This window comes from Streptomyces sp. NPDC002669, assembly GCF_042889165.1.
GTDB lineage: Bacteria > Actinomycetota > Actinomycetes > Streptomycetales > Streptomycetaceae > Streptomyces.
Genome location: NZ_JBIAQQ010000059.1, coordinates 1 through 10915, shown reverse-complemented (window position 1 = coordinate 10915; position 10915 = coordinate 1). Strand labels below are relative to the sequence as shown.

Annotated in this window: 4 protein-coding genes and 1 pseudogene; all 5 read right to left on the bottom strand. The window is 72.6% G+C overall.

Features of this window, described 5'->3' with window-relative positions; translation table 11 throughout:
• On the bottom strand, window positions 1-705 hold a 705-nt coding region (locus tag ACFYW1_RS38650), incomplete at its 3' end, for a polyketide synthase (RefSeq protein ID WP_389004463.1).
• 11 nt (window positions 706-716) lie between these two features.
• Window positions 717-3881, bottom strand: a pseudogene (locus ACFYW1_RS38645) (type I polyketide synthase); the annotation flags it as partial.
• A 20-nt stretch (window positions 3882-3901) separates the two neighbouring features.
• Window positions 3902-7096: an amino acid adenylation domain-containing protein gene (locus tag ACFYW1_RS38640; protein ID WP_389004461.1), complete on the bottom strand. Its 3195-nt coding sequence runs from the start codon at window positions 7094-7096 to the stop codon at window positions 3902-3904.
• 70 nt (window positions 7097-7166) lie between these two features.
• Window positions 7167-7994: a hypothetical protein gene (locus ACFYW1_RS38635; RefSeq protein WP_389004459.1), complete on the bottom strand. Its 828-nt coding sequence runs from the start codon at window positions 7992-7994 to the stop codon at window positions 7167-7169.
• Window positions 7995-8094: 100 nt separating this feature from the next.
• Window positions 8095-10915 (bottom strand): SDR family NAD(P)-dependent oxidoreductase (locus tag ACFYW1_RS38630; protein WP_389004457.1); only part of this gene is annotated, 2821 nt, incomplete at its 5' end.

The following is a 10915-nucleotide window of genomic DNA, read 5'->3' as shown; positions in this document are numbered from 1 at the left end:
GAACACATACGCCCGACCATCCGGCGACAGCCCACCGAACTTCGACACCGCCACCGACGACTCCGGCGCCAGCATCAGGTTCACACCACCCGCCAGTGCCCAGGTCACCTCGCCTCGGGCCAGCGCCTGGCACGCCTGGTGGACCGCCACCAGGGAGGACGACTGACCCGAGTCCACCACCAGCGAGGGACCCGTCAGCCCAAGCAGATACGACACCCGGTTGGCGATCACGCTCCGGGCCAGACCCGTCGAGGTGAACGCCCCGATCCCCTCCACACCAGCACGCCGCGACAACGCCGCGTAGTCGTCGGCCATCGCCCCCACGAACACACCGGCCCGGCTGCCCCGCAGACGGCCGGGCACCGCCCCGGCGTTCTCCAGCGCCTCCCAGGCCAGTTCGAGCACCAGCCGTTGCTGCGGATCCATCGCCACGGCCTCGCGCGGCGAGATCCCGAAGAAACGCGCGTCGAACCCGTCGACCCGCGACAGGAACCCGGCACGCCGCGCCACCGCCTTCCCGACCGCCGCCGGATCGTCGGACCAGAACGCCTCCGCATCCCAACGGTCGGCCGGTACCTCTCCGACCGCGTCCGTGCCCTGGACGAGCAGGTCCCAGAACGACTCGGGGCCGTCCACTCCTCCAGGCAGGCGGCACGACATACCGACCACGGCGATGGCGTTGTCCCCGTACGACTGGTTCGACATGAAAGGCAGCCTCATTCCGTGTTCATGAGCGAGTGCACATGGCTCGTTATCGCTTCGAAGGTCGGGTGGTCGTAGGCGACCGTGGCGGGCAGGTCGACTCCGGTCGCCGCCATCACCTTGTTGCGCAGGTCGACCGCCATGAGGGAGGTGAATCCCAGTTCGAGTAGCGAGACCCGGGGGTCGATGCCGTCCGCCGCGTCGAGTCCCATGACTTCCGCGGCGGCCTCCAGCACGGCGGTGAGGATCAGCGGTTGCCGGTCCTCGGGGGCTGCCGCGGCCAGGCGCACGGCCGGGGTTTCCGCGAGTCCCTCGTTCTCGTCCTCGTCGCGCGGGTCCGTCGCGGCGGCCGGCGCGCGGGTAGGTCGCGCTGCGGCCGGGGCCACCTCGTCGAGCCAGTAGCGGCGGCGCTGGAAGGGGTAAGTCGGCAGGTCGGCCGGACGCACCGCCATGCCGTCGTACTGTGCGGACCAGTCGACGGTGCCGCCACGCACATGGATTCCGGCCATGGCGGTCAGGAACGCGGTGGGTTCGTCCTGGTCGCGCCGGGACAGGGGAATCACCTCACCCTTCGCCCCGGCGAGGCATTCGGTGACCATCGGGGTCAGGACGCTGTCGGGTCCGACCTCGATGAAGGTGCCGACGCCGTGCTCGGCGAGTCGGCGGACGCCCGCGGCGAAGCGGACCGGCTCGCGCACGTGGCGTACCCAGTACTCGGGGGTGAGCAGGTCGTCGGTGGCCGTCTCCCCGGTGAGGTGGGACATGATCCGCAGGTGCGGCCGGTGGTAGGTCAGTTCCTTGGCGACCGTGTGGAAGGTGTCGAGCATGCCGTCCATGTGCGGCGAGTGGAAGGCGTGGCTGACCTTCAGCCGCTTCGTGCGCCGGCCGCGCTCGTGCCAGAACTCGCCGATCTCGCGGACGGCCTCGGGGTCGCCGGAGATCACCACCGAGGTGGGTCCGTTCTCCGCGGCGAGGGCGATCTCGTTTTCGCGTCCCGCCAGTTGGGGTTCGACCTCGGTCGCGGAAGCCTGCACCGCCAGCATCGCCCCGCCTTCGGGGAGTGCCTGCATCAGCCGTCCCCTGGCCGCCACGAGGCGTGCCGCGTCCTCCAGCGTCCAGACGCCGGCGACGTGGGCGGCGACGAGTTCGCCGATGGAGTGGCCGGCGACGAACTCCGGTGTGATGCCGAAGCGTTCGAGGAGCCGGTACTGGGCGACCCCGACGGCGAAGATTCCGGCCTGGGTGCAGGCGGTGCGGTCGAGCGGGCTCAGTCCCGGTGCCCCGGTGGTGTCCTGGGCATCGGCGAACAGCACGTCGCGCAGGGGCGTTTCGAGGTGGGGGTCCAGCGCCGCGCACGCGTCGTCGAGTGCGTCGGCGAAGACCGGGAAACGGCGGTGGAGGTCCAGGCCCATGCGGGGGCGCTGCGATCCCTGGCCGGAGAAGAGCACCGCGCAGGGGGCCTTGGCGCGGGGGTCGGGGGCGCCGCGCACGAGGCGGGGTGCGCCGGAACCGCGGGCCAGCCTGTCCAGGGTTTCGAGCAGTTCGTCCCGGCCCGCACCGATGAGAACGGCCCGGTGCTCGAAGGGGGTGCGGCCGGTGGCCAGGGCGTGGGCGACATCGACGGGGGCCGATCCGTGGTGGCGCCTCAGGTGGGTGCCGAGCCGTTTTCCCTGTTCGCGCAGTGCCTTGGGCGTACGGGCGTGGACGGGCCACGCGACGACGGGCGCACCGCCCACGACACCGGGAAGCGGAGCATCGGGAAGCGGGGCGGGGTTCTCCTCCAGGGTTTCGGCCAGAGCCTCGGCCGGGGCCTCTTCGACGATGACGTGGGCGTTGGTGCCGCTGATGCCGAAGGAGGAGACGCCCGCGCGGCGGGGGCGCCCCGTGCGCGGCCAGTCGGCGGGTTCCCGCAGCAGTCGTACGGTGCCGTCGGTCCAGTCGATGTGCGGGGTCGGGTTCTCGACGTGCAGGGTCCGGGGCAGGACGCCGTTGCGCAGCGCCATCACCGTCTTGATGACGCCGCCGACACCGGCGGCAGCCTGGCTGTGCCCGATGTTGGACTTCAGCGAGCCCAGCAGCAGCGGCTTTCCGGGGGCGCGGCCGGTTCCGTACACCGCCTGGATGGCCTGGCCCTCGATGGGGTCGCCGAGGGTGGTGCCGGTGCCGTGGGCCTCCACGGCGTCGATGTCCGGGGCGGTGAGGCGGGCGTCGGCCAGTGCGTCGCGGATGACCCGTTCCTGGGACGGCCCGTTGGGGGCGGTCAGGCCGTTGCTGGCGCCGTCCTGGTTGACGGCGCTGCCGCGGATGACGGCGAGTACGGGATGGTGGGCGCGCAGCGCGTCGCCGAGTCGTTCCAGGTAGAGGACGCCGACGCCCTCGGCCCAGCCCGTGCCGTCGGCGTCGCCGGAGAACGACCGGCAGCGCCCGTCGGGGCTGAGGCCGCGCTGCCGGGCGAATTCGGTGAACACGGTGGGGGTGGCCATGACGGTGACGCCACCGGCCAGTGCGGCGGTGCACTCGCCTCGGCGCAGGGCCTGGCAGGCCAGGTGCAGGGAGACCAGTGACGACGAGCAGGCGGTGTCGACCGTGAGGGCGGGGCCCTGGAGCCCGAGGCAGTAAGAGATTCGGCCGGAGGCGACACTGGCCGCGCTGCCGCTGCCGATGTAGCCCTCGAAGCCGTCGGGGACGGGGCGCAGCCGGGAGCCGTAGTCGTTGTACATGACGCCGACGAAGACGCCGGTGCGGCTGCCGCGCAGGGTCCGCGGGTCGATGCCGGCGCGTTCGACGGCTTCCCAGCTGTGTTCGAGCAGGAGCCGCTGCTGGGGGTCGACGGTGAGGGCCTCTTTGGGGGTGATGCCGAACAGTCCGGCGTCGAAGGAGGCGGCGTCGGGCAGGAATCCGCCCTTGCGGGTGTAGCAGGTGCCGGGGGTGTCGGGGTCGGGGTCGTACAGGGCGTCGAGGTCCCAGCCCCGGTCGGTGGGGAAGTCCCCGATGGCGTCGGTGCCGGCCTCGACGAGGTCCCAGAGGTCCTCGGGCGAGCGGACCCCTCCGGGGTAGGAGCAGCCCATGCCGACGATGGCGATCGGTTCGTGCGACGCGTCCTCCAGTTCCTGGACGCGTCGGCGTGCCTCGCGCAGATCGATGGTCATCCGCTTGAGGTAGTCGAGAAGCCTGGCCTCTTCTCCGGTGTTTTCGCTCGTCACGGGGTCCGTTCCTCTCCTCGCGCCCGGCGGATGCGGGCGGCGAGCCGGGCGGGTGTCGGGTCGGCGTACAGATCGGCCATGGCCAGGGGGGTGCCGACGGTTTCCTCGACGCGTTGGACGAGCTGGGCCCCGAGGAGCGAGTGGCCTCCGTGAGCGAAGAAGTTGGTGTCGCCGTCGACGTCGCTCCGGTCGAGCAGTTCCTGCCACAGGGCGACCAGGCCGGCGACGAGGGCGTCGCCCTCGTGGGCGGTGGTGCCGGTGGCGGCGGAGCGTGCGGCGCGGTGCTGCTGTGCCATGCGCTTGAGTTCCAGGTAGTCGGTCTTGTGGCTGACGGTGGCGGGGAAGGAGTCGACGGCGATGAACTCCTGCGGTACGGACGAGCCGGGGAGGGTCGCCCGGGCGTGTGCCCAGAGCCGGTCCGCGAGGCCGTCGGCCGGTGTGTCCGTGCCGCACTGCACGAAGGCGACCAGGAGCGGTCCGCCGCCCGCCTCGTCGTCGACGACGACGGCGACGCCCTGCACCTGCGGGTGTTCGAGCAGTACGGCCTCGACCTCGCCCAGTTCGATCCGGTTGCCGCGCAGCTTCACCTGCCGGTCGATGCGGCCCTGGAGTTCGACGGTGCCGTCCGGCCGCCAGCAGGCGAGGTCGCCGGTGCGGTAGAAGGGGCCCAGCTTCAGGTGGCTGCCGAAGCGGTCCATGGTCAGCTCGGGCCTGTTGTGGTAGCCGAGGGCGACGCCGCTGCCCGCGATGCACAGTTCGCCGCGCACGCCCACGGGCCGTTCCCGGCCTTCGGCGTCGGTGACGAAGAGCTGGGTGTTGTCCATGGGGGTGCCGATGTCGACGGTGGTGGCTCCGGGCGGGATGGTTCCGCAGGTGGAGTAGATCGACGTCTCGGTGGGGCCGTACATGTTGATCAGGCGGCAGCCGGCCGCGGTGATCTGCCGGGCGAGGGCCGGTGGCATGGGTTCGCCGCCGGTGAGGCCGCACAGTCCGTCGAGCCGGTGGCCCGCCTTGTCGACGATGAGGTTCCAGGTGGTGGGGGTGGCCTGGATGATGCCGACGCGGTGGCGTTCGAGCACGTCGAGGAGGACCTGCCCGTCCCTGCGTGCGGCGTCCGGTGCCACCGCGATGCGGCCGCCGGAGATGAGCGGCACGAACAGTTCCAGGCCGGAGATGTCGAAGGTGAAGGTGGTCAGCCACAGCATGACGTCGTCGGTGGTGGCGCCGATCTCGTGCCGGAAGTGGGTGATGGCATTGGCCAGGCCGCGGTGGGTGATGATCGTGCCCTTGGGCTTGCCCGTCGAGCCCGAGGTGTAGATCAGGTAGGCCGTGTCGCCGGGCTCGGCGGTCGCGGCGAGTTCGTCACCCGTGAGGCCGGTGTCCGTGAAGTCGGTGTCCGTGAAGTCGGTGCCTGCGTCGCCGTCCCCGGGGTCGGCGACGGCCGCCATGGGGCGTACCCGGACTCCGTCCTGGGGGGTGTGGTCGAAGTCCGGGGCGGCGAGGACGGTCCCGGCGCCCGAGTCCTCCAGGAGGTACGCGGTGCGCTGGGCGGGGTGGTCGGGGTCGAGGGGCAGGTAGGCGGCGCCGGTCAGCCAGGTGCCCAGTACGGCGGCGGCCAGCTCGGGGCTGCGCCGGCCGCCCAGGGCCACGACGTCGCCGGGGCGGGTGCCCGCCTCGCGCAGCCGGTCGCGGTTGGCGAGCGCGGTGCGCCACAACTGGGCGTAGGTGACCGTGCGTTCGCCGTCCTCGAAGGCGACGGTGTGCGGGGCCCGCGCGACGGTGCCGGCGATCGCCTCGACGAGGGTGGGGGGCGTGACCTCCACGGCGGTGTCGTTGGCCGCGTCGATGATCGCGCGGTCGCGGGGGCCGAGGGCGGACAGCTCGCCCATCGGCCGGTCCGGGTTCCGGCCGAGGTCGACGAGGAGGGCGTCGTACCGTTCCAGCAGGAACTCGGTGTCGGATCGGCTGAGGACGGCGGTGTAGTAGACGCCGCGGATCGTGATCTCCTCGGGCGAGGCGAGGAAGAAGAACTCCAGGTCGAACTTGCTGTAGCCGTTCTCGACGAGGAGCCGGGTGGCGGTGGTGCCGTCGATGTCGAAGGTCGGCGGGCCCGCGTTCGGCACGTAGTTGAACAGGTGCCGGAAGAGGGTGTTGCGCCAGGTGCTGCCGGTGTGGCGGATCTCGGGGAGGAGAACGTCCACGGGTACGTCGGCGTGGGTGATCGCCCCGAAGAACGCCTCGCGCGCCCGGGCCGCCAGGTCCCGGAAGCCGGTGTCGAGGTTCACCCGGGCCCGCAGCGGCAGGGTGTTGACGTGGTACCCGATGGCGTCGGGGGCGTCGGCGGGACGGATGTTGGCGGGTGAGCCGACGACGAGGTCGGGGCCTGCGCCGTGCCGGGCGAGCAGCAGGTAGTAGGCGGCGAGCAGGACGACCGCCTCGGGGGCGCGCAGTTCCTGCTGGAGGCGGCGGACCGCGTCCCGGGCGTCGTCGGACAGGGTGTGCAGGACGGAGTCGCCGACGAGCGTCGGATCGGGCAGGTCGTCCGTGCCGCAGTCCAGGCCGAGCGCGGAGGGGTCGAAGTCCCGCAGGTGGTCGCGCCAGTAGGCGAGGCTCTCCTGCGAGTAGGGCGAGGAGTTGAGCGCGGGCCGCGGTTCGCGCAGTTCCTCGGGTACGTCGATGCCCGCGGCGACCGCCTCGTAGATGGCGGTCAGTTCCGTGAGGAGGATCCCGGCCGACACGGTGTCGAAGACGATGTGGTGGATCACCAGGCAGAACACGTCGCCGTCGGGGCCCTGGAAGTGGCCGGCCCGCACCAGGGGCCGGCCGTCGAAGGCGAAGGGCGTGGCGACGAGTTCGGCCACGGCGTCCCGTGCGTCGTCCTTGCTCATCGGCCGGGTGTCCACGGGGACGGTGAACCGGTCGGCGGGGACGGTCTGCTTGACGAGTGCGCCGTCGGTCCCGTGGAACACCGTGCGCAGTGTTTCGTGCCGGGCGAGCAGGGCGTCGAGGGTCTTCTGGAGTTCCCACTCCCCCAGCGGCTCGTCGGTGGAGAACACGACGGACAGGTTGTTGACGGCGCCGGACGGGACGAGTTTCTCCAGCAGCCACAGCGCCTGTTCCTTGCGGGAGGCCGCGGTCAGGACCGCGGGGGCCGGACCGTTCGCTTGAGTGTGCGTCGTGGTGATGGTCATTCCGGTTTCCTTCTGTGGCCTGGGGAGGGGTGGGCTCGTGTCCGTCTCGTACGCGATCCGGCGGGCCCGCTCAGCCGGCGAGGAGGCCCGAGACGGTCCGGGCGATGTCGGGCGTCGAGAGGATCTCCACGTGCGGCACGTCGAAGTGGATCTCCTCGGCCACCAGGTCGGCGTCGTGGCCGGGGTTGAGGGCCCGGAAGCCGTTGAGGCCGCTGGTCGGGGTGTTGGAGGTGATGGCCGTGCACTTCTTCCAGACCGCCGTGGGGTCGATCTGCTCGGCGGTCGACAGGTAGGAGAGGAAGCCGCCCGCGGTCTCGGTCATCTCGGCGCGGCGGCGCTCGTCCAGGCCGAGCTTCTCGCAGGCCGTGGTGGCCAGGGAGTGGTAGAGGAGCAGCAGCCTGCGGGCCAGGTCGGTGAGGCTCTCGCACTCCTCGGTGGCACGCTGTGCGGCGTCCTGGACGCGTCCCACCTCGGCTGCGCCGAGGACCGCCTCCATCTGGCCGACCGCCTTGTGGAACTGCCAGTACATGGGGGCGGAGGCGGCCCGCTCCGGGTCGAAGAGGATGGTCTGCGGGAAGGTGCCCTGCGTCTTCTCGATCTCCTCGGCCAGGGCGGCGGCGTACGTCGCCCCGGCGCAGAAGGCGAGGATCGCCCTGACCCGCTTGCCGCTCGCCGCGATCTCGTCGGCCCACTGCTTTATGTAGGCCCCGGCGGGCGTGTCGGGGCTGGAGGCGACGGCCTGCGGCAGCGTCTCCAGCACGGTGTGGCCGGGGTCCATGAGCGGCACGAAGTCGCTGAAGCGGGCCTCGTGACGGCCGGTGGCGTCGAAGTCGACGGCCAGGACGACCTCGTCGTCGTCGCCCTTGCTGAGCTCTTTCCAGGTGGTGAACGTGTTCATGGTTTTCCGTTCTGTCGAGGTGTCCGGTCCTGCGGGACGGGCTGGATCGGTGGGACGGGCAGAGGCGGCGGAACAGGCGGGGTGGGTGGGACGGGCAGGGTCAGTGGGAGAGGCCGCCGAACTCCTTGTCGATCAGGTCGAAGAGGTCGGTGGCGGAGGCGGATTCGATGCCGGAGGTGTCGAGGTGCGAGGGGTCGTCCCCGGCGTCCCCTGTCGTCCCCCGGGCCGTCACCGACGCCGCGCACGCGGCGAGCAGGCTCTCCATCCGTCCCGCGACGGTGCGGCGCAGTTCCTCGTCGTCGGCCAGGGCCGCCAACGCGCTTTCCAGCCGGTCCAGTTCGGCGAGCACGGGCGGCTGCGCCGCGGCCGGTTCGAGCCTGCGGAGCAGGTACGCGACGAGCGCGGCCGGGGTGGGGTGGTCGAAGGCGAGCGTCACCGGCAGGGCGAGGCCGGTGGCCGCGCAGAGCCGGTTGCGCAGTTCGCCGGCGGTGAGGGAGTCGAAGCCCGCCGACTTGAACGCGAGGTCGTCCTCGACGCGGGAGGTGTCAGGGTGGCCGAGCACGGCGGCGACCGTGGTACGGACCAGGTCCCGTACGAGGTTCTCCTGCTGGGGCCGGTCGAGTCCCTTCAGCCGGTCGGCCGGCGCGTCCCGGTTCGGGGCGGCGCGCCGCGCGGTCGTGCGCACCAGGCCGCGCAGCCGGGACGCGAGGACGCCCTCCTCGGCGCGGGCGCGCAGCGCCGTGGCGTCGAACCGTGCCGCGACCAGCAGGGGCCTGCCCGTCGCGAGGGCGGCGTCGAGGAGCGCGAGGCCGTCGACGGCCGCCAGGGGCAGCAGCCCGCCGTGACCGGCACGGGCCAGGGCCGTCTCGTCCAGACGGGTGGCCAGGCCGGTACCGCCCGTGTTGCCGGTACCGCCTGTTTCTCCGGTCTCGCCCCAGAGGCCCCAGGCGATGGAGGTGGCCGGGAGGCCCTGTGCGTGACGGTGGTGGGCGAGGGCGTCGAGGAAGGTGTTGGCCGCCGCGTAGTTGGCCTGTCCCGCGTTGCCCGCCTGGCCGGCAAGGGAGGAGAACAGGACGAACGCGTCCAGGTCCAGGTGCCCGGTGAGCTCGTGCAGGTACCGGGCGCCGTCGGCCTTGGGCCGCCACACCGTGTCGAAGCGGCTCCGGTCCAGGGACTGCACGACACCGTCGTCGAGGACGCCCGCGGCGTGGATGACGGCGGTGAGCGGGCGGTCGGCGGGAACGGTGTCGATGAGTCGGGCGAGGGCCTCCCGGTCGGCGGTGTCGCAGGCGGCGAGGGTGACGTCCGCTCCGAACTCGGCGAGTTCGGCGGCGAGTTCGGCCGCGCCCGGGGCATCGGGGCCGCGGCGTCCGGTCAGCAGCAGATGGCGTACGCCGTACTCGGCGACCAGGTGCCGGGCGACGAGGCCGCCCAGTGCCCCGGTGCCCCCGGTGACGAGGACCGTGCCGTCGGGCGAGATCCCGGCCGGCCGGGGTTCGTCGTCCGCGCGGACGACGGCCAGCCGCGGGATGTGGGCGGTGCCGCGGCGCAGCAGCAGTTCCGGCTCACCGGCAAGGAGCGCGGCGGGCAGTGCCCGGACCGATGCCGCGTCGTCGTCCGTGTCGACGGCGACCACCCGGCCGGGGTTCTCGGAGCACACCACGCGCAGCAGGCCCCGGAGCGGCGCCACCCGCAGGAAGTCGCCCCCGTCGTCGGGCTTCTCGCCGGGTGCGAGTTCCCCGCCGCCGGTGAGGACGACGAGGGTGCTCTCCGCCAACCGGTCCTCGGCGAGCAGGGACTGTACGAGTTCCAGCGTCCGGTACGTCGCGGCAGTGGGGTCGTACGTGGCGGCGGGCTGCGCCTCGTCGGGGTCGTCCGCCGGGCTCACCAGGACGGTACGGGGCACGGGGCGGCCCGCGGCCACGGCCTCGCCGAGGGCGGCGATGTCCGGGTAGGGCTCTTCGGTGATGCCCAGTGCGGTGAGCCGTCCCGAGCGGTCCGCGCCGACCCAGACGGCGTTCTCCGCGAACGTGCCGTCGGCGGCGGGGAGTTCGGTCGTGTTCCACCGGATCTCGTGCAGGGGGAGTCGGTCCGTGCGCAGTGCCGCGATCCTGGCCGGGTCGATCTCGCGGACGGTGAGGGTTTCGACCGCGGCCAGGGGGACGCCGTCGGAGTCGGCGAGGGCGAGCCGCACCGTGTCCTCGCCGCCGGGGGTCAGCGCGACCCGCAGCCGTGAGGGCGCGGCGGCCGGTACGGACACGCCGTCCCACGAGTACGGGATGCGCAACCGGGGCCCTTCCGCCGAAGCGGGGTCGAGCGCCGAGACGACGAGGGGGTGCAGGGCGGCATCGAGGAGAGCCGGGTGCAGCACGTGTCCCGAGGTGTCCGTGTCCTGGGCCAACTCGACTTCCGCGTAGAGCCGTTCGCCGTCCCGCCACAGGGCCGTCATGCCCTGGAAGGCGGCACCGTACTGGTAGCCGTGGGCGGCGAGCCGGTCGTACGCGTCGGTGAGGTCGACGGGTTCCGCCCCGGCCGGGGGCCAGACGGTGAGCTCTTCGGGGGTGGTTTCGGAGGTGGTTTCAAAAGCGGGGGCGTCGGGGCCGAGGGTGCCGGTCGCGTGCAGGGACCATTCGGCTCCGCCGCCCGTGTCGCCGGACGCGTCGGACGTGTCGGCCCGCTCGGGGCGGGCGTGGACGGCGATCCTGCGGTGACCTGTGGCGTCGGGGGCCTCGACGGTGACCTGGAGGTGCACGGCGCCCTTCTCGGGAAGCGCCAGCGGTGCGTGCAGGACGAGGCCGTCGACACGGGCCGCCCCGACGGTGCCGGCCGCGTGGAGGGCGAGGTCGATGAAGGCGGTGCCGGGCAGCAGGACCGTCCCGGCCACCGCGTGATCGGCGAGCCACGGATGGGTCTGCAGGGAC